General features: G+C 33.8%; 20 protein-coding genes and 1 riboswitch. Of the genes, 14 read left to right on the forward strand and 6 right to left on the reverse strand.

The features are described 5' to 3' along the window. Window positions 1-85: 85 nt before the first annotated feature. The 7 genes from EG358_RS15510 (at window position 86) to EG358_RS15540 (ending at window position 5,688) form a co-directional block, all read left to right on the forward strand. Window positions 86-991 (forward strand): NAD(P)/FAD-dependent oxidoreductase, encoded by a 906-nt coding sequence (locus tag EG358_RS15510; protein WP_174565095.1) that lies wholly within the window; start codon window positions 86-88, stop codon window positions 989-991. A gap of 54 nt (window positions 992-1,045) precedes the next feature. Further along, window positions 1,046-1,894 (forward strand): GLPGLI family protein, encoded by an 849-nt coding sequence (locus EG358_RS15515; protein WP_076560604.1) that lies wholly within the window; start codon window positions 1,046-1,048, stop codon window positions 1,892-1,894. 53 nt (window positions 1,895-1,947) lie between these two features. Continuing rightward, a complete protein-coding gene (locus EG358_RS15520; RefSeq protein ID WP_083677037.1) occupies window positions 1,948-3,315 on the forward strand; it encodes a glycine-rich domain-containing protein in 1,368 nt (455 codons plus the stop codon). Between the two features lie 17 nt (window positions 3,316-3,332). Next, window positions 3,333-3,893: a hypothetical protein gene (locus tag EG358_RS15525; protein ID WP_076560602.1), complete on the forward strand. Its 561-nt coding sequence runs from the start codon at window positions 3,333-3,335 to the stop codon at window positions 3,891-3,893. Window positions 3,894-3,898: 5 nt separating this feature from the next. Next, complete coding sequence (locus EG358_RS15530; protein WP_076560916.1) at window positions 3,899-4,468, forward strand: Crp/Fnr family transcriptional regulator; 570 nt, start codon at window positions 3,899-3,901, stop codon at window positions 4,466-4,468. Window positions 4,469-4,544: 76 nt separating this feature from the next. After that, window positions 4,545-4,934, forward strand: a complete 390-nt coding sequence (locus EG358_RS15535) for a RidA family protein (protein ID WP_076560600.1) — start codon at window positions 4,545-4,547, stop codon at window positions 4,932-4,934. Window positions 4,935-5,184: 250 nt separating this feature from the next. Beyond that, a complete protein-coding gene (locus tag EG358_RS15540; protein ID WP_076560598.1) occupies window positions 5,185-5,688 on the forward strand; it encodes a hypothetical protein in 504 nt (167 codons plus the stop codon). A 122-nt stretch (window positions 5,689-5,810) separates the two neighbouring features. Here the strand turns inward: EG358_RS15540 and EG358_RS15545 are convergent, their stop codons facing one another. The 4 genes from EG358_RS15545 to EG358_RS15560 form a co-directional block, all read right to left on the reverse strand. Beyond that, window positions 5,811-6,737: a malate dehydrogenase gene (locus EG358_RS15545; RefSeq protein ID WP_076560596.1), complete on the reverse strand. Its 927-nt coding sequence runs from the start codon at window positions 6,735-6,737 to the stop codon at window positions 5,811-5,813. A gap of 160 nt (window positions 6,738-6,897) precedes the next feature. Beyond that, the gene (locus EG358_RS15550; RefSeq protein WP_076560593.1) at window positions 6,898-7,449 is read right to left on the reverse strand and encodes a biliverdin-producing heme oxygenase; all 552 of its coding nucleotides are present in this window, start codon (window positions 7,447-7,449) and stop codon (window positions 6,898-6,900) included. A 9-nt stretch (window positions 7,450-7,458) separates the two neighbouring features. After that, window positions 7,459-9,666, reverse strand: coding sequence for an ATP-binding protein (locus tag EG358_RS15555; RefSeq protein WP_076560590.1), 2,208 nt, complete (start codon window positions 9,664-9,666; stop codon window positions 7,459-7,461). Window positions 9,667-10,189: 523 nt separating this feature from the next. Next, window positions 10,190-11,203 carry a nucleoid-associated protein gene (locus EG358_RS15560; RefSeq protein WP_076560588.1) on the reverse strand — a complete coding sequence of 338 codons (1,014 nt, stop codon included), beginning with the start codon at window positions 11,201-11,203 and terminating at the stop codon, window positions 10,190-10,192. Window positions 11,204-11,687: 484 nt separating this feature from the next. On the opposite strand from EG358_RS15560, the gene EG358_RS15565 reads away from it, so the two are divergent. Beyond that, the gene (locus EG358_RS15565; RefSeq protein WP_076560586.1) at window positions 11,688-12,086 is read left to right on the forward strand and encodes a DUF7674 family protein; all 399 of its coding nucleotides are present in this window, start codon (window positions 11,688-11,690) and stop codon (window positions 12,084-12,086) included. A 127-nt stretch (window positions 12,087-12,213) separates the two neighbouring features. Here EG358_RS15565 and EG358_RS15570 read toward each other — a convergent pair whose 3' ends face one another. Beyond that, the gene (locus EG358_RS15570; protein WP_076560583.1) at window positions 12,214-13,752 is read right to left on the reverse strand and encodes a RagB/SusD family nutrient uptake outer membrane protein; all 1,539 of its coding nucleotides are present in this window, start codon (window positions 13,750-13,752) and stop codon (window positions 12,214-12,216) included. 11 nt (window positions 13,753-13,763) lie between these two features. Further along, on the reverse strand, window positions 13,764-16,676 hold the full coding sequence (locus EG358_RS15575) for a SusC/RagA family TonB-linked outer membrane protein (RefSeq protein WP_076560581.1): 2,913 nt from the start codon (window positions 16,674-16,676) through the stop codon (window positions 13,764-13,766). A gap of 381 nt (window positions 16,677-17,057) precedes the next feature. Between EG358_RS15575 and EG358_RS15580 the strand changes: the two genes are divergently transcribed. The 6 genes from EG358_RS15580 (at window position 17,058) to EG358_RS15605 (ending at window position 22,116) form a co-directional block, all read left to right on the forward strand. Then, window positions 17,058-17,414 (forward strand): response regulator, encoded by a 357-nt coding sequence (locus EG358_RS15580; RefSeq protein WP_076560570.1) that lies wholly within the window; start codon window positions 17,058-17,060, stop codon window positions 17,412-17,414. 150 nt (window positions 17,415-17,564) lie between these two features. Next, a riboswitch (TPP riboswitch) is annotated at window positions 17,565-17,657 on the forward strand. Between the two features lie 61 nt (window positions 17,658-17,718). Beyond that, on the forward strand, window positions 17,719-18,516 hold the full coding sequence (gene thiM / locus EG358_RS15585) for a hydroxyethylthiazole kinase (protein ID WP_174565094.1): 798 nt from the start codon (window positions 17,719-17,721) through the stop codon (window positions 18,514-18,516). Further along, window positions 18,513-19,151, forward strand: coding sequence for a thiamine phosphate synthase (gene thiE / locus EG358_RS15590; RefSeq protein WP_076560566.1), 639 nt, complete (start codon window positions 18,513-18,515; stop codon window positions 19,149-19,151). Before thiM ends, thiE begins: the two co-directional genes overlap by 4 nt. After that, the gene (thiD, locus tag EG358_RS15595; protein ID WP_076560564.1) at window positions 19,148-19,981 is read left to right on the forward strand and encodes a bifunctional hydroxymethylpyrimidine kinase/phosphomethylpyrimidine kinase; all 834 of its coding nucleotides are present in this window, start codon (window positions 19,148-19,150) and stop codon (window positions 19,979-19,981) included. Before thiE ends, thiD begins: the two co-directional genes overlap by 4 nt. Continuing rightward, window positions 19,968-20,618: a thiaminase II gene (gene tenA / locus EG358_RS15600; RefSeq protein WP_076560561.1), complete on the forward strand. Its 651-nt coding sequence runs from the start codon at window positions 19,968-19,970 to the stop codon at window positions 20,616-20,618. Before thiD ends, tenA begins: the two co-directional genes overlap by 14 nt. 379 nt (window positions 20,619-20,997) lie before the next feature. Beyond that, window positions 20,998-22,116: a helix-turn-helix domain-containing protein gene (locus EG358_RS15605; protein ID WP_076560559.1), complete on the forward strand. Its 1,119-nt coding sequence runs from the start codon at window positions 20,998-21,000 to the stop codon at window positions 22,114-22,116. Window positions 22,117-22,166: the final 50 nt, after the last annotated feature.

Consider the following 22,166-nt stretch of genomic DNA (forward strand, 5'->3'; position numbering starts at 1 on the left):
TTGTGTTGCAATAATAAAAATTTATTCTAACTTTGCCAAACTTTCAAGTTAAAACATTTTCATTAATTTTTATAAATCAGAAATTATGAGCAACACAGAATACGAAGTAATCATCATCGGAGGAAGTTATTCCGGGCTTTCAGCAGCAATGGCTTTAGGTAGATCATTAAGAAAAACTTTAGTAATAGACAGCGGAAAGCCCTGTAATGAACAAACTCCACATTCTCATAATTTCCTGACACAGGATGGAAAATCACCTAAAGAAATCGCAGAAAGTGCGCAAAAGCAAGTAAGTGAATATGAGACGGTTCATTTTCACAAAGGAAAAGCAACTGATGCCAAAAAATCTGAAAACGGTTTTGAAATCACTATAGAAAAAGGAGAAAAATTTCATTCAAAGAAATTGATTATTGCAACGGGACTTGTAGATGAGGTTCCTGACATCAAAGGTTTTAAAGAATCTTGGGGAATTTCTTTAATTCATTGCCCGTATTGTCACGGATATGAATATAAAGGCAAGAAAACAGGAATTATTGCCAATAATGATAAAGCGGTTCATATTTCTTCGCTTGTGAAAAACCTAACCGAAGATATTACAATCCTAACACAAGGAAAAGCCAACTTTACAGAAGAACAAATGGAAAAACTGAAACGAAACAATATTCAAATTATTGAACATGAAATTTCTGAATTGAAGCACGATAACGGAATCGTTGAAAGCATTATTTTTTCAGATCAAACAGAAATGAAATTCGAAGCAGTTTACGGAGCCTTTCCTTTTCATCAGCATTCTGAGATTCCGAAAAATTTAGCTTGTGAATTTACAGAATTTGGTCATATAAAAACAGATCAGTTTCAGAAAACCAACATTCCGGGAGTTTTTGTGTGTGGCGACAATTCTTCAATGATGCGTTCGGTGTCTAGCGCAGTGATGACAGGAAATGTAGCCGGAGCAATGGTGAATATGGAATTGGTGACGGATTGTTTTTAGAAAAATATAGATTATTGAATCAATTTTGTAGATTTGATGGATATATCAATACAAATGAATAAGATCTTCATAATTCTATTTTTCGTTATTGCTTCAAAAATTAGTGCACAAAATCAAAGATTCATTTATGAATATAAATACATTCCCGATTCTACAAAAGTTGACAGTATTTTAACAGAAAATATGCGTCTCACTATTTTTAAAGATCATTCTGAATTTCTGAGCGAAATGAAAGCGAAAAGAGATTCTGCAATTCTAAAATCATCACAGAAAGGTAATAGAGAAATCGGGACTGATCTTTCTTCAGGAAATATACGTTCGATGGTTTGGAAAAACAAAAATAATCTAAAAAATTATTCAACAGAATTCATTGGAATGGAATCTTACAAAGTAATCGATGAAACAGATTTAAATTGGGAATTAATCGATGAAACGAAAAAAATTCAGAATTACAATTGCCAGAAAGCAATGTTAAAATTTGGCGACAGAGAATGGACGGCTTGGTTTACAACAGAATTGCCATTTCAGGACGGTCCGCATTTATTCAGGAAACTTCCGGGTTTAATTGTGGCTATTGAAGATTCTAGAAAGCATCACTCTTTTCAGCTTATCGCCAATTATAAAACCAATGAGGGAACTTCCGTTATCAAACCGTTTCATTTATTGAAAGACTATGAAGTAAACAGGAAGCAGTTTAATAAAAAATGGAATGACTTCAGGAAAAACCCGATTAGTTCAAATGAACAGTTTTTATTAATGAATCCACAGATTATTAGTTTTAAATCCTATGACGAAAACGGGAATGAAATAGATGCAAATAATTTTAAAAGGGCAGGAATAGAAAAGGCAAGAAAAAATTTAGTAAAAAATAATAATTTTCTTGATCTTGCCTTGTACAAATAATTAATATTTTCCAAAACTAAAATTACTTATCTTTAAGTTCAACATTCAGAAACATGATGAATAAAGATCTTTGGGAAAAAATTGAGCTGTTTGATTTTGATCATCCACCAAGTGAATATGATTTTACATTGCGGTTGGCTCATGAAAATTATTGGACTCAAAATTTTACAAAACAGGCGATTTTAGAATACAAAAAATTCATGTATCTGGCTGCAGTTTCAGACATGATGGTTTCACCTTCAGAAATTGTAGATACGGTTTGGCATCAACATCTTATTTTCACCAAATCTTATTCAGAATTTTGTACGATTTTAGAAAAACAAATTCAGCATATTCCTTCCACACACAATAAGGAAGATTTTCAAAAATTTAAACTCGCCAAAGAACGTACGGCAAAACTGTATGAAACTCATTTTGGAAAACAACCTGAAAGTATTTGGGATCACGCAAATCCGTATGAAAGTCTGAACCTGAAAAAATCGAACTTTAAACTGAGAACTTCATTAATTGTAGGAATAATTGCATTCATCGTTCTAAGTTTTCCACTTTATTTTTTATTGAAACCGTTGTATTTCAACATTAAAAATCCTGATTTTATTTTTTTATTTTTAGGATTAATCATAATTTCTTTCGTGGTATTGGAATGGTATAACCGAAGAAAGTTTGCACAAGCAATCCGTTTATTCGATAAAGACTCTTTTGTATTTGATCTTCAGCCTTATGAATTAATTTATCTTAAAGACCGAAATATTTCTTCTGTAGTCAACGGAACCGTAAATGAATTGATTGATAATGGTTCGATAAAAATAAATGAAGATCAAACGATTAGCACTAACAAATTAACGTTCATACAATCACGAGAACATCAACAGGTTATTGATTTATTAAAAGATCTTGGAAAAACCTCTTATCCCATTTTTTTAATTCAGTTGATTACAAAACCTGCGTTTTCAAACATCATTAAATCGATGGATGAGGTTAAAAAATATTTTATCCGGTCAAAGGTTTTTTCCAATTTATTCGTTCTGAATTTTATCGTTTTTCTATCATTAATCATGTTTGGATTTCTAAGAATTGTCACTGGAATTTTACGCGACAAACCCGTTTTGCTCATAAGTTTTGCTGTAGTTATTCTCATTTTTATGATGATAGGATACTTACTTAAATTAACCAATTCATTTACTTCTAAAATTCTACCCGACTTATACAAAACCGCTATATTGCCGAAAAAAAACACCAACAACGATTGGCAATGGAGCTATTTTCTTATGGGAACGGCAGTTTTAACAACGTCTTTTGTACCTTTAACTGCCAAATCAACTTATGACGGTTCAGGTGGTGGTTGCGGAACCTCATCATCATCAGATTCATCTTGTGGCGGTAGCTCGTGCAGCAGTTGCGGAGGTTGTGGTGGAGATTAATTTAATTTTTAATATATATGAAAAAGACACTTTCACTTTGCTGTATAGCTTTATCATTATTAATTTTTTCCTGTAAATCGGAGAATAAGGAAATCGAACAACAAATAACAGATACGGAACAAATCACTCAACCGAAAACTGAAAAACCGGCCGACAAAAAGGAAATTCAGGAAATCTATTTATCAGAATACAGCAAACTTACACCGATTGAACTGAAAGAATCTAAAAGTAAAAACGTATTCAAAAAATACGGAACAGAATTTAGCGGAAACTGTTATGCATGTGATTTAGCAATATTTAAACTCAACAAGAAAAATTTTGATATTGTAAATGTTTGTGATGATAATGATTTTCAAAGATTCGAAGACTTTAAATATGAAAAATCTGGCAATATCTTGAAAATCACAACCTCAGAAACAACTTTTATCTTTACTAAAGTTGAAAACGAACCTATTTATCAACTGACATTTGAAGGTAAAAAACCTGACTTTAAAAATAAAAGAATTTCAGAATTCTACGCTCCTGAAACATTGATTGAAAAATTTGAAGAACATGATTGTGGAGATTTCCAAGGGTGAAAAACATGAATCAAATTCTTAAAACCCATATCCGGAAAACAGTTGATCTTCAAGAAATAGAATTGGAAAAAGCCTGTTCTTTTTTTGAAGAACAACGTTTCAAAAAACGTGAAATGATCATTAATGCGAATGATCAGGTAAACCATGTGTATTTCATTGTTTCCGGGCTTTTGAAACTTCTTTATACCGACAGTGATGCAAAAGAGCACATTATTTCATTTTCTATGGAAGATTGGTGGGAAAGTGATTATGCTGCATTTTATACCCAAACTAAAGCAACTCAATCATTACAATGCCTGGAAGACACTGTAGTTTTAAAACTTTCATTTGATAATTATCAACAAATGTTGACTGAAGTTCCTAAAATGACCGATTTCTTCCTGAAAAAAGCTATTGGAGGACATATTACCAGCCAAAGAAGAATACTTTCACTAATGACGATGAGTGCAAAGGAACGCTACGAACAGTTTCTGAAATACTACCCTTCCCTTTTGCAGAGAATACCAAAAATAGTCTTAGCTTCTTATCTTGGGGTTTCACGCGAAACACTGAGCCGCTTTTTTGAGTCAAAATAAACTGTGACACACGTCACACAATAACATTCTCTGATCTACCGAACTTTGTTCCATTGTTTAACTAAAATATTTCAACATGGAAAAAAGAATCATTAACCCGTGGGCATGGCAGAACGACAGAAACTATGCACAAGCTGTGGAAGTTAAAAATGTTCAAAGCACGCTTTATGTTTCGGGGCAAACTGCGATCGACGACAACGGAATTACAAGCGATGCCGACATGAGAACGCAGATAAGTAAGACATTCGAAAATCTTGAAAAAGTAATTCGACAGGCAGATTTTGAACTTAAAAACATTGTTCGTCTCAATGTTTATACGACAGACCACCCCGCCTTTTTTGAAAATTTTGATATCTGGCAAAGCTGGATTACAAAACATAGCATTCAGCAAGCAAGTAATGTTATTGAAGTAAAAACATTATTTGAAACGTTGAAAGTGGAAATGGAGGCTACTGTTGTAAAATAATTTTCTTAAAAAAAGAGATTCTAACGCATCGTCAGTTCGAATAGCGAAGCGTATCAAGAACTTTTATCTTAAACACTTATTAAATTAATTCCAAGAATAAGTTTTGGCTAAAGCCATATTTGAAATCTTAATTATGATCGGGCTAAAGCCCGACCCTATTGATAAAAATCTATTCTCAGTTGATTAAAATGGTTTCCCGTAATTTAATGTATTAAAATGTATTTACTTTTGATAACAATTAATAAATAATATGAATCAATTAACTCATCTATTAACCTACGCTTTGATTTTATCTTCTTTGAGTTGCAACAAAAAGCAAGAAACAGACGAAATCCCAAACGCTGATTCAGTTAAGATAATCAAACCTCAACAAGAAAAAACAACCACTAATCTTATGGATAAAAATCTCATTAAAAAAATTGACTCTAAACAAGAAATAAGAAATGATGGCGATTACAATCAAATGACTCTTTTTGAGGTTAAAGAAGATATCAGTTTAGAGCAAATAAAAAGTTATTGTTCATCTGTTAAACCTAATTACAACAATGGATACTTTCAGATTCTTGTATTTTTCAAAAAACCGAATAGTGCAAGATTCCCAGATAATCCTTTAACTGCATTGCATAATGATGAGAAGGATTCAAAAAATATAAAAGCTGTTTATACAATCAATAATATAAACGGTTATAGTAAACTTGATTATTATGAGAATAATAGTTTTGAAAGTTTAGCTCAATCAATTGAAATTCAGTAATTTTTATTTTTTTTAATCTAAAAACTTGTAATGATAAACTCTACTGGGAAAAATCATGCATTCAATACGAAATAAAAACAGCGCGCTCTTCGAGCGCGCTGTTCATTTATATAAAGTTTAAATTAAAACTTCAAATCACCATTTACTTCTCTTACCGCTTGTGCAGCTTCAGCAAATTTAGCTTTCTCTTCTTCAGTTAAAGTAATGTTTACGATGCTTTCGACACCGTTTTTCCCGATAATTGCAGGAACACCTAAACAGATATCGCTTTCGCCATATTCTCCGTCAAGCATTAATGAACATGGGATCATTTTCTTTTGGTCACAAGCGATTGCCTGAACCATTACAGAAACTGCCGCACCTGGAGCATACCAAGCTGAAGTACCTAATAATTTAGTTAATGTAGCACCACCAACTTTAGTTTCTTCAATTACATATTTTTGTTTTGCTTCGTCAAGGAAGTCAGTTACAGGAACTCCGTTTCTTGTCGCTTTGCTCAATAAAGGAAGCATTCCTGTATCACTGTGAGCAGCGATTACCATACCGTCAACATCAGAGATTGGAGCTTCTAAAGCTTCAGCCAATCTGTATTTGAATCTTGCAGAATCTAAAGCACCACCCATACCGATGATTTTGTGCTTAGGAAGACCTGAAGTTTTGTGTACCAAATAAGCCATAGTATCCATTGGGTTAGAAACCACGATGATGATTACTTCAGGAGAATTTTTCACTAAGTTTTCAGTAACTTCTTTTACGATTCCCGCATTGATACCGATTAATTCTTCTCTGGTCATTCCCGGCTTTCTTGGGATACCAGAAGTGATTACTGCTACATGAGAACCTGCTGTTTTGCTGTAATCTCCTGTTGTACCGGTAATTTTTGTATCAAATCCGTTCAAAGATGCAGTCTGCATCAAGTCCATTGCTTTTCCTTCAGCAAAACCTTCTTTGATATCTACTAAAACTACTTCTGAACAGAAGTCTTTCATTGCGATGTATTCTGCACAACTTGCACCTACAGCGCCTGCACCTACTACAGTTACTTTCATAATATATTGATTTATTGTTTTTAATTGGCATTATGGAACTTTACAGTTTCATAATACTTTTTTATTATTTATTTTGTTAGTTTAATTTTTGCTTCCCAAATGTACAAATTCCCGAAAAATTGAGCAATCTTTCGGGAATTTTAATTATTATTTAAGAAAATTAATTAACGTTTAGTAAAAACGTATATAATTTTTTGGCTCCGGATAGTACGTCGCTGTAGTTTTCTTCGGTAACTTCAGTATCCAGAACTTCTTTAAAGTTTTTCCACATTGGACCTGTATTTTCCTGATAGCATCCGAAAAAGTTGAAAGTTACATCATCAAAACCTTCAGTTTTAGAAAGTTGTTTTGCAATCACATTTCCACCCAAAGTAGATCCTTCAATTACATACATTGCTCCTAAAGCTTCATGCTCATTTGCCAATTCAAAATCATGAGAAGCAGTTTGGTTTTCTAAAGCTAAGCTTGCTAAATCTCTTTCAATTAATGGAAGTTTTACCCTTTTGTTTAACTGAAGTTTTTCTGAAAAGTTTTCACAAAGATTATTGAATATTTTGTCTTCGCTGTGAAGAAGCATCAAATAATTGGTATTGATAATTTTTTTATAATCTTCTAAGCTGAAAGTTTTATTAAAAATTTTCTCAGAATTAAAAAGCTTTTCAGCTGCATCGTGATACTCCGCTGTATTTTTTTTTAGATATTCAGATACCATATTTTTGTTTTAAAGTTTCACAAATTTAGGTTTTTGAAACGTTAAAATAAAGCAAGTACCATCTTTAGTGCTTTCATAATCTACATTTCCGCCGAGCCTGTTCATTATCCTGTGAACGATCGAAAGGCCTACTCCATTTCCTTTAAACTTTTTGGCATTATCCATACGGTTGAAAATTTTGAACATTTTATGTTTATTTTCTTCCGGAATTCCGATGCCGTTGTCTTTTATACGATAGATAATTTTATCGCCGGCTTCGGTACCTTCTATTTCGATAATAGGCTGTTCCTGATCCGATGAATATTTTACGGCATTATTGATTATATTCAAAAATACCTGATGTAACATTGTTTTATCGGCCAGAACTTCCGGACATTCTTTAATTACCACCATACTTTTACGGCTGTCGTACATAATCTTTGCATTTTCCGTAATTTTCTGAATGGTCTGATTGGTTTCGATGGTCTCAAGCTTTATTTCGCTGTGTTTTGCGCGGCTCAGCTGAAGCACATTCTGCATCATCTCTGCCATATTATCGATCTCACCAATGATAGATTTTATTTTATTTTTATCTTTCTCATCTATATCTCCCAAGCTGTTGAGCAGCATCTGCGCATTGAGTTTCATCACAGTAAGCGGAGTTCCCAAATCGTGTGAAATGGTGTACGAAAAACTGTCTAGTTCTTCATTCACTTTTTTCAGCTGATCATTTAGCTTTTTTATGGTAATATACTGTTTGTGAGAAGTTTCAAAAATAAGATCCCGAATAAGATGTACAGCAATTTGGTTTTTGGAACTCCATCTTTTTGATTTTCCTTTTATATTTTCAATAAAAACCTTAAAAGATTCTCTTGGCGAAACCGTTGTCATCTCTTCCCCGTTTTTTGAGAAAGTATTAACCTTTTTTTCGGGATTTCCTGCCCAGCTGATATGTTCATCAAACTCTTTTCTGAACCAGATTAAAATCTCTTTTTTACTTCTTTCAATAAAATATATAATAATTCCTGCTGCATCAGAATTCAGCCCCAGCTCTTTGCCGTAATCTTTCAGAAAACGATTGCTTATAAAGACATTATCTGAGGTATTTTCATAGGCCCATCCTACAATTTTATTGATGATTTCCCGATCTGGGGTAGCTCCGTCGGTTACAATATCATTGTCTGAAATAATTGCCAATCCGTCAGCTTTTGGCATAAGTCTAAGCTGCGATTTATTAAAATCCAAAGAATCGAATAAAGTACCGTATTCCAAAAATTCAGATTTTAGAGCAGATAATCTTTCGTTCAGATCTATTCTATATTCTAATTCTTTTTTAGATTTAAAAGACGAATAAGCGTTAGATGCCAAAACAGTGAAAATGCCTGCCTGCACACGATCTTCGAGATCGATATGTTTCGGTTCAGAATTTTGGCAGGTCACCAATCCCCACAATTGATCATCAATGATAATCGAAATGCTGAAACTTGATGAAGCTCCTGAATTTTTGATGTATTGCCCATGTATAGGCGACATTGCTCTGCAAGCTGCAAAGGTAAGATCTATATTTCTTTCTTCGCGACTGAGAATACGAACAGGCTCGGTATGAACATTAGAAAATATTCTTTTTCTTTTCTTTTTGTAGAGTTCACGGGCTTGTCTCGGAATGTCGTGTTCGGGATAATGAAGTCCTAAATAGCTTTCCAGATGACTGTTTGTTTTTTCTGAAATTACTTTTCCGGAACCGTCATTCATAAATTTATAGACCATGATCCGGTCATAATTTATAATATTAAAAATAGTATTGAGGAGTTGATCCCAAATCCCCTGTTCGTTATCAATGATATAAAAATTATCATATTTATTGGTAATACGCTTAAGAGGGTTTTCAATAACCGCCTCAAACTCCAGAAAAATATAATCATTTGCTCTGAAAACCGAAAAGTGATATTGTTTGTCGTTGATTACAATTTTGTCGAAATAAGTTTCATTTTCTCTTTTTGAAAGAAATCCTGCATCTTTAAAAATATCAGAATCGATCACGGTTTTAAAAACCTCAGGAAACTGCGAAAGCTTTTTTCCAAAAAGATCTTCACTGCGTTCTACTTTGAAAACATCTGCGATATTTTCGCTGAAGAAGGTAATGGTAAGGGAAGTTGTCTCGATGCCAATTAAATATCCAAAACTTTGTATATAGCCAGGAATATGAATGGGCTCATCATGACATTCAACAAAATTCATAATATGCTAATAAAGATCAAAGATAACTAAATAATATCCTATATAACATTCGTGTGGTATGTAAGGTTAAACTTCTCCTTAATAATTAACAAGAATTATGATTTATTAAAATAAAAATAGAATTTAATTAATTAAAATCTAATCATAACTCATAATTATTAGCAAATTTATTAACATTACAAAAATAATTTATAATATATATCATTTATTTCACCTCTTTTACTTCTGCCTTAGACCATTGGTTTTCAAGAGATAAACATGTTTTTATCTTAAGGAATCGAGCATATTAATCTGTGAAATATTCTTTCAGACAATCTAAATTTTTTATCGGAACAATTGTCGGAGATTGTATATCATTTGTGGGTTTTAACGGAAGAGGTTTATTTTAATATCATTATTGATGTTTGATGTTCAATAATTCCGTAGCGAATTTCCGGTTCAAAAAAAATCCATTGTTTTTACAGGACGGCAAAGTTGGTCCCGAATTTTTCATTAACTATTCGAAATTTATCTTAAGTGATCTCTATACTTCTTTATCAAAATAAAGCATATAAAATTTCCCTTTCTCATCCTGCCCTTGCTCAAGCATTTTTCGATCTCCATGAATGTAGATGTGAAAATTTTTATCTAATTTAATTATACTTTTGAAATGTCGCTGCGTCTTTTTCACCGCCGCTTCACTGATCGGGAATTCTTCAGCAATATTGATCTGCATTTCCTGTTCGTAATCGGTTTTATAATTGTTAAAACTTTCGATTACATGCTCGTCTTTCAGTACTTCAGCAGCAAACTCATCCAGCTTAAATTCTTCTTTCTCCTTGAAAAAATTAATAGACTGGTTCAAAAAGTCAGCCTGATCTGCTCTTGAAACTTCAAATTCCTGAGGAAGCTGTTTTGTGATATAGTCTTTGTAAACCATTAAAGCTTCCTGCGTGTGGAAATACTCATCATCACGCTGTTTTACCTTTAAAAAATCTTCAAACCAGTAATACATATCTCCGTTTTTGTTGTTATCAACCACGGAAAGTACATATCCACTTTCTTTATTGTTATTGTAAATTAAAGCGGCTTTATCAATTTTAGACAAACTGATTCCCTGATCTTTTTCAATCTCAAAAGTTTCATTTTTGGGGAATATTTTTAAGAAAGAATCTCTTTTTTCGGTTTTAAAGATTCCGATTTTGTCTACTCTTTCCTCGCTTTCTCTTTCGTCTTCAAAGAAAACAATAAACAATTCTCCGCCCTGAACTCTTGGATTTTCTGCAGCTTCGAAAAGATGCTTAGCAATATTCTCTGCCTCCCAAAGAAACTTGGCTTTATCATCAAAAATCTCAGACACGGAACTGAAAACCGGATTGTTTACCAAATAAGAATCGCTGTAGAATTGGTAGGTTTCTTCAGTTTTAAAAGAGCCTAAAAAATAATTCTCCAGCAGCTCTACCGTACCTTCATCGAGCTGAAGCTCTTCCTGTGAAAGTATAAGTGATTCTCCGTTGATTTTATTTCCGACTCTGTGGACTACTATTTTTGTAAACATCTCTGATTTTTATGGACTGCAAATATATTTATTCTGAAAATTAAAACGGAATAAATCTCTCTTTTCTTTAATTCCGAAAAATAAAATTACGACTCGTTATGCTATGACATTTGACTTCATCGAATATTCGATTTCATTTAGCAAAGAAATACAAAAACATAAATGATCAGTCAATTGAAGATATATGCAAAATACAGTATGGGTAAATTATATAAAAATTTAAAATAAATTTCAGCATCGTCATTTAAATGATTCATTACAAAACAATAAAAACCAATCTCAATTAATTACATTAAAAATCAACTCGTTACATTTTTAATCACTAAACAAAGAAATAAAAAGCACATGAAACAGGCATTAGTAAATGATTTGTTAACAGATAAACATTAAAATAAAATTCATACAAAAAGCAATTTTTTAATATTACACAGAAGAAATTGGTACAGTTTTGGCTAATACAAGAATGTTTTGAAAAATATTTAAAATGAAGAATATTGAGAAGAAAGTAATTAATGAAGATGGAGCAATTGAGCATTTAAAAGTATTCTATCCTACATTACAACAAGAAATAGTGCAACTTTCAGCACAGAATAATTTTGCAGGAGCAATTCAGGCAACTATTAATCACATGAAAAACCTTTTGCAGGAATCGAAGATTAATATTGTAAACCACAACATCAAAATGATGGGCTGGCTATATGTAAACGGAACACAAACTGTAAAACAGATTATTGAGAATCTTTTCGTAAGATCTTTCACAAGCTTTAAAAAACAAACCGACACCCATCAATGGAATATATTATATCAATATATGCCGGTAAGCTTTCAAAGAATTTATGTAAAGCAGGTAAAAATGGATGAAATCCTATTCAAGAGACACTAAATCATATCATATATCACGAAAAATCCCGGGGCACATTGCTTCGGGATTTTCTATTTTTATGAAATTGATGCTGATGATATCCATATTCAAAAAAGCTTACGAATATCATCAACTTATATTATACCTTTTAAGGATTCTGATCATATCCTGCAACCTGAATCTGAGACAAAGGAATCTGATACAGATAATCGTTGGTAGTAATGGTAAAATTATAATTAAGCTGTGCTGCAGCTTGATTGATAACCGATACTCCGGCATTCCAGCGTACCAAATCATGCCAATAAACACCCTCCCCGGCGAACTCTACTCTTCTCTCTTTGCGAAGCGCAGTTGTAAAATCGTTAGCTGATATCGATGTGGAAACCCCAGCAAGGCCTGCTCTCTGGCGAATTCTGTTTAAATACGGAACTGCTGCCGCTGTATTTCCCTGACTATTTAAAATCTCAGCATACATCAACAGAACGTCTGCATAACGTATAATCGGGAAGTTGATCGGCCAGTCATAACGATTGGTCAAAACAATTCCTTTTTCACGGAATTTTACGAAAAATTTAGCCTGATCCGGCTGTCCGTTTTGTGCGATGAAGCTTGTTTTAATTGTTAGCGGAAGTCTTAAATCTCCTGGTTCATACGTGTCAATTAATGATTGCGAAACACCCAATTCCGCAGAACTGAATAAACTTCCTTGTGGATTATAAAAAGGATCTGCCACTCCGAAATTAGGCGAAACATAACTCGGCAAGTACGAACCTTGTGACAAACCGCCGCTGATGTGTTGAATTTCGAAAATATGATACTTATTGTCATTAGCACTTTTAAATAAATCTGCATAATTCGGAGCAAATGTAACAAACTGACCTTCTCCCTGAATCACTGTAAATAAATGATCTTTCGCTTTTGCTACATACGCACCGTTATTGAGCGGATAACCGGAACCTGTAAGATAAATTCTCCCTAACATTGCATGAGCCGCCGATTTTGTTATTCTTCCTTTATTAGCCGCATCGTAGACATTTTTTAGACCTCCAATAGATGATTCAATTTCTGAAGTAATGAAATTATAAAGCGTTGCCAAATCTGTTCTTGGAATGGTAGCCGCCTCTTCCGGGCTCACCGGATGATCTATTAAAGGAACTTTCCCAAAACTGCGCATCAGCTCAAAATAAGCATACGCTCTCAGAAAACGAGCTTCAGAACGATATTGTTCTTTTGTTGCAGGATCTGCAAAAGGCACGGCATCTATTCTTGATAAAAGCATGTTGGCATACGAAATCTGTTGATAGGCATCTTCCCAAAGGACTTCCATCTCTTCTGTGGAAGAAGTATCCTGAAAACGGTTGATGGCGTAGTAATCTCTATTTCCGTTTTGAGAAATTGCATTAAAGTTATTAGAACGGACTTCTGATGCCAATAAATAAAAATTAACATCATACCCGCCTCTTGATGAAGCATTAATCATTGCAGAATATACTCCCGACAATGCCTGCTGAATTTGTAATTCTGTGGTGTAAAAAGAGTTTTGGGTAATATTATTTTCCGGCTCGAGCCTTAAATCATCTTCACAGCTAACCGTACCTAATGCTAAGGCTCCAAAAATTAAGGCTTTACCTAAAGTTCTGACGTTAAATTGTAGAAAGGGTATATTTTTTTTATAAGTAATTTTCATTTTTTTTAAATTTAGAAGTTAAAGTTTAAGCCCATCATAAATACTTTCGCATTGGGATATGCTCCGTAATCGGTACCGTCTGACTGTACAGATTCTGGGTTGTAGCCACCATAATAATGATCTTTTCTCCAGACATTTTCTAAACTGACATAAACTCTAAGGTTAGAAATTTTTAATTTTTGGGCTAATTCCTCCTCAAAATTATATCCTAACGTAACGTTCTTTAATTGGATGTAAGTGGCATCATATAACCATCTTGTATCCAAAAGGCTTCCTGTAGTACCATCTAATCTTGGTGTTTTTCCGTCTCCCGGATCTGCATCAGAACGCCAACGATTGGCCCAGTTCCCCATCACGTTTGTCGTAGTTCCCATTCCTGTACGATCGATTGCACGCCCAAGTAATGCATAACTATATCCTCCTTTCTGGCCTTGAAAAAACACAGAAAGATCAAAGTTTTTGTAAGAAAACGTATTGGTAAAACCCCAATAATAATCAGGAGTAGGGCTTCCGATGATATGACGGTCATTTTCGTCAATTTTTCCATCCCCATTAAAATCTTTGTATTTAACATCTCCGGCAATAGCACCATTTGTTTTTGCCACACCTGTATTATTGATATCTGCTGTTGACAAAACACCAATCGCTTCGTACAAATAAAATGAATTAAGCTCTTCGCCTACTTTAATAATATTGGTACTGCTGCTAAAACCCGTATATATAGGTGCATTGTCGCTTCCTAACTGCAAAACTTTATTATTATTGAATGCAATATTTGCCGAAGTGTTCCATTTGAATGCTCCCGTTAAATTTTTTGTGCTAAGATCGAATTCTAAACCTTTATTCTGAACTGAGCCTACATTCTTCCACATGATATTATAACCGGTTACGTATGGAATTGGTTGCTGCAAAAGAAGATCATTAGTTTTTTTGATGTAATAATCTGCCGTAAAATCTATCCTGTTGAATAGTCCTAATTCAAAACCAAAATCTGAAGACTGTGTTTTCTCCCAGGTCAGATTAGGATTTCGAATCGTACTTGGCACTAAACCGTTTGACAAGCCTCCGCCAAATGAATAATTACCTCCGGCTAATGTTCCAAAAGCCCGGTAATCTCCAATGTTATTATTCCCGTTTTCGCCCCAGCTGTATCTTAGTTTTAAGTTGCTCAGCCAGGATTTATCTTTAAGAAATTCTTCTTCATCCATTTTCCAAGCTCCACCAAATGCTGCGAAAGTTCCGTAAAGATTATCCCAACCAAATCTGGAAGAACCATCTCTACGTATACTTGCAAATAGCATATATTTCTTTTGGTAATCATAATTTACACGACCAAATAATGAAATCAGCATTTGTTCTGACGCCGTATATTCTGAATTTAATACTGATGCAGACTGAGTGAAATTAAACGTTTTCAAATCATCATTAGCAAAACCTTTATTACGGTTGTATTGCGAAGTTATTCTGTAATTTTCTGCACTATACCCGGCAAGAGCGGCGATACTATGACTTCCGAAGGTCTTTTTATAATTTAATAAAGCTTCACCTAAATACCGGTTATAATTAACCGTTCTTCTGCTCGCTATACTTACCTGTCCCGGAATATTTGTAACTAAATTGAAGGTTGGTATGTAACCGGTATTGATGTTATAGTTATTAGTAGCACCTCCCGAAATTTTGAAATTTAATCCCGGTAAAATATCATAAGACATGTACATGCTAGACAATAACCTGAATTCATTGGTATCATTTGTTGTGTTTTCTAAAGTTCCAATCGGGCTTACTGTAGAACCCGCCCATCTGTATCTTGTATTTTTCCAGAAATTGGTATAAAGACCAGCTGATAATTCTGCTACTGGAACCATAGAAAGCATTTTGTGAGCTTCATTGTCTTTTCCGTCTACCGCAGCGCCGTAACTTTGAGAATAACTTGGTCGCAAGGTAATTCCGGCTTTCCATTTATCCGAAATATTTACATCAATAACTGCACTCAAATTAAATCTGTTAAAACCTGTATTTAGCGCCATACCTTCCTGATCAAAATACGCAGCCGAGATTGCATATTTTACATTCTGGCTTCCCCCTCTCACCGATAACTGATAATTCTGAATGGCGGCCGGGCGATAAAACGCATCCTGCCAGTCGATATTTGCTACTTGATTGGTTCCCCATCTTGGATCGACCATATAGGTGATATTTGCCAGATTATAATCAGTAGTATTTGCCAGATTAAAATAATTTGCTCTCACTGCATAGCTGTCAGAAGCTGAATTCCCCGGAGATAAAGCAACCCATCTTTTATTAATAGATTCGGTTGCATAGTCAATCCATTCTGCGCTGTTCATGATGTCAAGCTTTTTCTCGATGGTTTGAACACCATAATACTGAGAAAATGAGAATGATGGTTTTCCTGAAACTCCTTTTTTAGTTGTTACAATAACAATCCCATTAGAACCTCGTGATCCGTACATTGCTGTTGATGCAGCATCCTTTAGTACTTCAATCGATTGCACATCATCCGGAGAAACATTCGCCATATCCTCTACTACCATTCCATCAACTACATAAAGAGGAGAATTGCTTGCTGCGATAGAAGCTGAACCACGCACTCGGATTTCTAAAGGTTCTCCCGGTTTTCCTGAAGTAGCACGGGTTTTAACACCCGCAATCTGACCCGTTAATGCCTGATCAACTCGTGCGATAGGACGATCTTTGAAACTCGCTGTACTCACCTTTCCGACAGATCCGGTGACCTCTCCTTTTTTTTGTGTACCGTAAGCGATAACGACTACTTCCTCAATATCCTTCGTTTTATTACTGGATTTTGTACTATCCGAGGCCTTACCCGTGGTTTCTTTTTCCTGTGCGAAGATAAAACTTGTGGTACTTAGTAAAATACCAAGAGTTATTATAGATTTCTTCATTTTGTGGCTGGTGATTAATAATTATTACTTTTATACTTTCATTTAAATTAAACATGAGAAAAGTTAAATCTGAAAGACATGATATTTCTCATATTTTTATTTTTATAAAAGTATACTTATCGAAAATTTCAGCTATCCTGCTGTTACCTGCCCAAATCTCATCTTATAGAAATACACACAAACCACTCATTATCAACAACCTTATTTAATTAAAAAAAATTCAGGAATAGAAAAAATTAAAAACAATTACTCAAATAAAGAAATATTTTAAGCGTATGCTCAACAATTTCATCTACATAAACTTTGAATTCTCATTCTATATTATGATAAATTATTTTAGCGAGATCTCAATGTTGGCTTTGTTTTTGCCAAGCAAGATGTATGAAAACAATTTTTATCGTAGAAGATGAGACAGGCATCAGAGATGCATTACAATTGCTCCTGTCATTCGAAAATTATGACGTACGTTCATTTGCTACTGTTGATGCCTTCAACAATAGAGATCAATCGGTTGTTCCGGATGTTTTTATATTGGATGTAAGATTACCTGATGGTTCGGGTACCGATCTTTGCAATCAAATAAAAGAAGATGAAGCTACTTCAAAAATTCCGGTAATGATTATCAGTGCTCATGCAAAAGCTGAAAATGTAATCAATGCATGCAATGCTGATGAATTTATTTCTAAACCGTTTGACATCGATGATGTTCTTGTAAAAATTGAAAAACTAACTGCATAATATTTTAAAAACTATACTTTAAATAAAACACTCTGAAGCATCTGTTTCAGAGTGTTTTTTATTTAGAGTGAAAAATTTGAAATAGCTGCGTTATTTTTGAGAATATAGACAATATTTTCATTCAAAATCAATATTTTTCAATACTTTTGTGTTGCGCTTTAGGGGTATTCTGAAAAGAATTGAGAGAGTCCCTTTGAACCTGATACGGCTTACACCGACGTAGGGAAAAGCAATATGTCATCATCCAGATTTTGACTGTTGTTCCGGATTTTATCCTAAAGCTTTTATTGATAAAAATATTAGAATGGAAAACAATCTTTGGAACAGCATCCTTCACGTACGAAATACTTCTCCCCTTGTTCACAGTATCACCAATTATGTTGTGATGAACAACACTGCAAATGCGCTTTTGGCAATTGGCGCATCACCAATAATGGCTCATGCAAAATCTGAAGTAGAAGAAATGGTAAATATTTCTCACTCATTGGTCATTAATATTGGTACGCTTGATGAATATTGGGAAGAAGCAATGCTTTTGGCCGCAACAAAAGCTAATGAATTAAACAAACCTTGGATATTAGATCCTGTTGGAGCCGGAGCAACATCTTACCGTGATTCGGTTTTAAGCAAGATACTTTATTTAAATCCAACTGTAATCAGAGGAAATGCTTCTGAAATTATTGCCCTTTCAAAAGCCAGTAAAACGATTACAAAAGGAGTCGACAGCACTGCCAAAAGTAATGAAGCTGTAGAAGCTGCCAAAACATTGGTCAAAAATCACAAATCAATAGTTTGTATTTCAGGTGAAACCGATATTATCATGAGTGATAATCAAGAAATCCATTTAAAAAACGGCCATCCAATGATGACCAAAGTTACCGGATTAGGTTGTACTGCAACTGCGCTGATTGGTTCTTTTATCGGAGTTATTGATAACAAAACCGAAGCAGTCGTTGCAGCAATGAGTTTATTAGGAATAGTTGGAGAAATAGCAGCTAAACAAGGTGCCGGTCCCGGAAGTTTACAGCTCAATATCATTGATAAACTGTACAATATTACAGAAGATGAGTTTTATAATCATTTAAAAATGGTAAAACAATGATCTTGAAACCATCATTTCCTTATCAGTTGTATTTGGTTATTTCAGAGAAAGATTGTTTAGGAAAAAACTTTCTTGAAGTTGCAGAAAAATCGATTCTAGGTGGTGTTGATATTATTCAGCTGCGTGAAAAAAATACCTCAACAGAAGATTTTCTTCGAAAAGCATTTGCATTAAAAGAGATTACCGATAAATATAATATTCCGCTTATTATTAATGATCATTTTGAGGTTACTGAAAAAATTGGTTCGGCAGGAATTCATGTCGGGAATAATGATAGATCTCCATCAAGTCTCAGAAATGAATTGTTTTTTAAAGATAAAATAATTGGATATTCAATTGAATATTTAAGCCAACTTGAAAATGTAAACACAGAATTGTCAGATTATCTTGGCATCAGTCCCATATTCAGCACCGACACCAAAAAAGACACCGTGACAGAATGGGGATTGGAAGGTTTAAAAAAAATAAGATCCCTTACAGAAAAACCACTTGTTGCCATCGGAAATATCAATTCGTCAAACGCAGCTTCCATTATAAAAGCAGGAGCAGATGCATTAGCTGTTGTATCTGCGATTTGCAGTGCCCAAAATCCTGAAAAAGCAGCGTACGAAATTAAAAATGAAATATTGAAATGAAAAAATATACTTATCCTACCGTTCTTACGATTGCAGGTTTTGACGGCAGTGGCGGCGCAGGAATACAGGCAGATATCAAAACATTTTCAGCTTTGGGATGTTATGCAACATCTGTGCTTACCGCACTTCCGGTTCAAAATACAATGGGCGTAAGAAAAATATATCCTGTTTCTATGGAAGCTGTTGCAGATCAAATAGAAACTGTACTCGACGACATTTTCCCTGATGCCATAAAAATTGGAATGGTGCATAATTCTCAATTGGTTGAAACCATTGTGAAAACTTTAAGTAAATATCCAAAAATCCCCATTGTATTTGACCCTGTTATGGTTGCTACCAGTGGACATCGATTGATTGAAGAGGAAACCATTCAAACTATCGTTGAACAATTATTTCCCATCGCAGAAATTATTACCCCCAATATGGATGAAGCTTCAATATTGGCACAAATGGAAGTGAAAACTTTAGAAGATATGCAGATTGCCGGTGAAAAAATTTTAAGATCAGGCTGCAAAAACATCCTTCTCAAAGGTGGTCATCAGGAATTTCCCACCGTCACTTCGTTATTTTTTGAAGAAAATGGTAAACAATCTACTTTTGAAACCATAAAATTTGAAACAAATAACACTCACGGTTCCGGCTGTACTCTTTCTTCGGCAATTGCTGCTTTTATAGCACGAGGTGAAGATTTATTTAATTCGGTTGAATTAGCGCAGGAATATGTTTTTGAAGCTATTAAAAACGGAAAAGATGTTGTCATCGGAAAAGGAAATGGTCCTCTTAATCACTTTTTTAATCCTCATAAAATAATTAAAAATGAATTGGTCTGAATTAACCTGGAAAAAAACTGAAGAACGGTATCAAGCTATTCTTACCATGCCTTTTGTTGCCCAATTGGCAGATGGAAGTCTTCCCAAAGAAAAATTTCAGTTTTATATGGCGCAGGATTCTTTATATCTCGAACATTTCGGAAGAGCATTGGCATTGATTGCAGCAAGAGCACATGATATTAGCAACACCTTACAATATCTGAAATATGCAGAAAACGCAATTATAGTCGAAAACGCACTTCATGAATCTTATTTTAAAGATTTTGGCTTAAAAGATAAAGGTACAATGCAGCCTGTCTGTCATCATTATGTACATTTTCTTAAGAGTACCGCTGCGCTCGATTCTGTTGAAATAGCTATGGCAGCAGTATTGCCCTGTTTTTGGATTTATAAAAAAGTAGGTGACCACATTTACAATACCATAAAGTCTGAAAATAATCCTTACCAAAAATGGATTGAAACGTATGGCGGTGAAGAATTTGCAGATGCAGTGCAACAGGCGATTAACATATGTGATGAGGTGGCGGCTTCTACAACTCCTGCCATTAGAGAAAAAATGACAGAAGCGTTTTTAACCTCATCCAGAATGGAATATTATTTTTGGGAAGCTGCTTATGATAATAAAACCTGGATTTAAATAAGGGGATAAAGATTTCTGCATTAACTGTGAAAAAGCTGCTTATTGATTTTAAAATATTTTTATTTACCACAAAAGCATCAAAAGAAATGATTGAAAAAAGAGAAATTCAAAAGCTTGCAAAACTAAGCATGATTAACATCTATTTTGTAAACTTTTGATTGCCTAAAACAATCTATCATCTTTTGTTTCTTTTGAGGTTAAAATTATTATATATAAAAAATAATTTACTCAGATTTACAGCGTTTACAAATAAATAAAAGCTTGGTTTCAACCATTCTTATTATTCATAAAAATTTGGAAATATGAATGTGGTATCTATTGGCAATTCATTTATATTTACAGCACAAAAAAATATAATCCAAAAGAAATCTGATGAATGGATAATTTATTAAATATTGTAACGGGCATCTCGCTGTTCATTTCATTTTTTTTGGCGTTTTTTATGCTCATCGTTAAAACAAAGCACAAAATCAGCAACCGTCTCTTTGCTTTTTTTCTAATTATTTCCGCTGTCGATATTAGCGAACCATTTATTAGCCAAATTTCAGAAGGCCCTTCAAATCTGGGAATGTTCAGAACCACATTGGCTTTTTTGCAAATTCCGATTTTTTACCTTTATGTTTTATCGGTTTGCTATTCCGATTTTAAACTGAAACCCAAATATCTCATTCATTTACTGCCATTTTTGGTTTCAAATATTGCTCTTATTCCCCGTTTTTATAGTGTAGATGTTGCTTCGAAACTCGATTTCATCATCAATCGCCAAAATATGATTGAGTTGCAGTTAACTCATTGGTTGTTTCATATTCAGGTTGTGGTTTATTTTACGGCAGTTTTTCTATTGTTGAGAAGAGCAAAAAAACTTTATCTGGAGAATAATTCAGGAGGAAATCTTAATTCTTATCAATGGTTGTTTCAGCTTACCGGGGTTTTGGCAGCTCTTTATGTGATTGTTATTTTCAAAAACATTTTCAAATTTTCCGATTATCCCTACATTTCTGATTGGATTAAGATAGGAATTCTCATGCTACAGCCTTTTATCACTTGCTGGTACTTGTATAAAGCACTCAATAATCCTGGGCTATTCAGAAATATTGATTCAAAATTGAAACTCGTTTCCGATTTTCCTTTGGAAGAAAAAACAATAAAACCGGAAATATTAAATGAAGATTTATTGAAGCTTAAAAAATACATGACTGATGAAAAACCTTTTCTTAATCCGGATTTAAAGATTCAGGATATTTCAAAAGAAATCAATGTTCCTGTTCGCGAATTATCCGTTTTAATTAATCATCAATTGGGGCAGCATTTTTATGATTTTGTGAATACGTACCGAATTGAAAATGCAATGCAAATTCTGAAAGATTCATCAAAATCGAAGGTTACCATTCTTGAAATCTTATATGAAGTTGGTTTTAACTCGAAATCTTCTTTTAATACAGCTTTTAAAAAACAAACCGGAAACACGCCAACTTCTTATCGTAAAGCATTATAAAACAGAAGTTTGTAATTACTCGTACTTTCTAATTTATTACTCTTACCCAT

The organism is Chryseobacterium indoltheticum (assembly GCF_003815915.1).
Lineage (GTDB): Bacteria > Bacteroidota > Bacteroidia > Flavobacteriales > Weeksellaceae > Chryseobacterium > Chryseobacterium indoltheticum.

Coding starts and splice junctions, on each gene's coding strand:
- thiE (WP_076560566.1), top strand. CDS start 18,513: ATGATCTTGAAACCATCATTTCCTTATCAGTTGTATTTGGTTATTTCA.
- EG358_RS15510 (WP_174565095.1), top strand. CDS start 86: ATGAGCAACACAGAATACGAAGTAATCATCATCGGAGGAAGTTATTCC.
- EG358_RS15580 (WP_076560570.1), top strand. CDS start 17,058: ATGAAAACAATTTTTATCGTAGAAGATGAGACAGGCATCAGAGATGCA.
- EG358_RS15545 (WP_076560596.1), bottom strand. CDS start 6,737: ATGAAAGTAACTGTAGTAGGTGCAGGCGCTGTAGGTGCAAGTTGTGCA.
- EG358_RS15605 (WP_076560559.1), top strand. CDS start 20,998: ATGGATAATTTATTAAATATTGTAACGGGCATCTCGCTGTTCATTTCA.
- tenA (WP_076560561.1), top strand. CDS start 19,968: ATGAATTGGTCTGAATTAACCTGGAAAAAAACTGAAGAACGGTATCAA.
- EG358_RS15520 (WP_083677037.1), top strand. CDS start 1,948: ATGATGAATAAAGATCTTTGGGAAAAAATTGAGCTGTTTGATTTTGAT.
- EG358_RS15550 (WP_076560593.1), bottom strand. CDS start 7,449: ATGGTATCTGAATATCTAAAAAAAAATACAGCGGAGTATCACGATGCA.
- EG358_RS15535 (WP_076560600.1), top strand. CDS start 4,545: ATGGAAAAAAGAATCATTAACCCGTGGGCATGGCAGAACGACAGAAAC.
- EG358_RS15530 (WP_076560916.1), top strand. CDS start 3,899: ATGAATCAAATTCTTAAAACCCATATCCGGAAAACAGTTGATCTTCAA.
- EG358_RS15515 (WP_076560604.1), top strand. CDS start 1,046: ATGAATAAGATCTTCATAATTCTATTTTTCGTTATTGCTTCAAAAATT.
- thiD (WP_076560564.1), top strand. CDS start 19,148: ATGAAAAAATATACTTATCCTACCGTTCTTACGATTGCAGGTTTTGAC.
- EG358_RS15560 (WP_076560588.1), bottom strand. CDS start 11,203: ATGTTTACAAAAATAGTAGTCCACAGAGTCGGAAATAAAATCAACGGA.
- thiM (WP_174565094.1), top strand. CDS start 17,719: ATGGAAAACAATCTTTGGAACAGCATCCTTCACGTACGAAATACTTCT.
- EG358_RS15575 (WP_076560581.1), bottom strand. CDS start 16,676: ATGAAGAAATCTATAATAACTCTTGGTATTTTACTAAGTACCACAAGT.
- EG358_RS15525 (WP_076560602.1), top strand. CDS start 3,333: ATGAAAAAGACACTTTCACTTTGCTGTATAGCTTTATCATTATTAATT.
- EG358_RS15540 (WP_076560598.1), top strand. CDS start 5,185: ATGAATCAATTAACTCATCTATTAACCTACGCTTTGATTTTATCTTCT.
- EG358_RS15555 (WP_076560590.1), bottom strand. CDS start 9,666: ATGAATTTTGTTGAATGTCATGATGAGCCCATTCATATTCCTGGCTAT.
- EG358_RS15570 (WP_076560583.1), bottom strand. CDS start 13,752: ATGAAAATTACTTATAAAAAAAATATACCCTTTCTACAATTTAACGTC.
- EG358_RS15565 (WP_076560586.1), top strand. CDS start 11,688: ATGAAGAATATTGAGAAGAAAGTAATTAATGAAGATGGAGCAATTGAG.